The organism is Mesorhizobium sp. A623 (genome assembly GCF_054489405.1).
This window is the reverse complement of the sequence record NZ_JBTMXB010000139.1, coordinates 1-645: the sequence shown is the minus strand read 5'-3', so window position 1 is coordinate 645 and position 645 is coordinate 1. Positions and strand designations below refer to the sequence as shown.

The window sequence follows — 645 nt, the reverse complement described above, 5'->3', positions numbered from 1 at the left end:
GCTTTACCATGAGCGGCAAGCCGGCCGTGAAGAGGAACCTGTCCGACAGCGTTTCGGCGGACAAGATCGGTTCCCTGCTGCTCTATCACTACCCGACGACCTGGAATCACGTTCTCATCGATCACGCCGTTACCTTCCGTGTGTTGCCGCTTAGTGCTTCGAAAACGGCCGTCACGACCAAATGGCTGGTGCACAAGGATGCGGTGGAGGGGGTCGACTACGATCTTGCCGAACTCACTCGCGTGTGGACCGCCACCAATGACGAGGATCGCCGCATCATCGAGGAAAACGCCCTGGGCATTCATTCGCCCGCCTACCGGCCGGGGCCCTACTCGGAGGTGCACGAGGGCGGCGTCATCCAGTTCGTGCAGTGGTACGCGAACTTCATCGAGCCGAGGCTGGCCGAAGGCGACGGTGTCGTTTCCGCTTTAAGGAACGCCGCTTAAGGAGAGTGGCCATGAACGTGGCGGTCAATCTCTACAAACAGCTCGACGAGATGGCGCCGTGGGACGACAAGCTCCAGGTGCTGGAGGTCATCGGCATCGTCGACGAGACGCCCGACGTAAAAACCTTCCGCTTCCGCTCGGACAACCAGACCTGGTTCCGCTACAAGCCGGGCCAGTTCATAACGCTGGAGCTTCCCGT

1 protein-coding gene and 1 pseudogene are annotated in these 645 nt (G+C 60.5%); both read left to right on the top strand.

Annotated features, from left to right (window positions below):
• Positions 1-446 (top strand): SRPBCC family protein (locus tag ACX3P1_RS28290; RefSeq protein WP_459083143.1); only part of this gene is annotated, 446 nt, incomplete at its 5' end.
• 11 nt (positions 447-457) lie between these two features.
• A pseudogene (locus tag ACX3P1_RS28285) lies at positions 458-645 on the top strand (hybrid-cluster NAD(P)-dependent oxidoreductase); the annotation flags it as partial.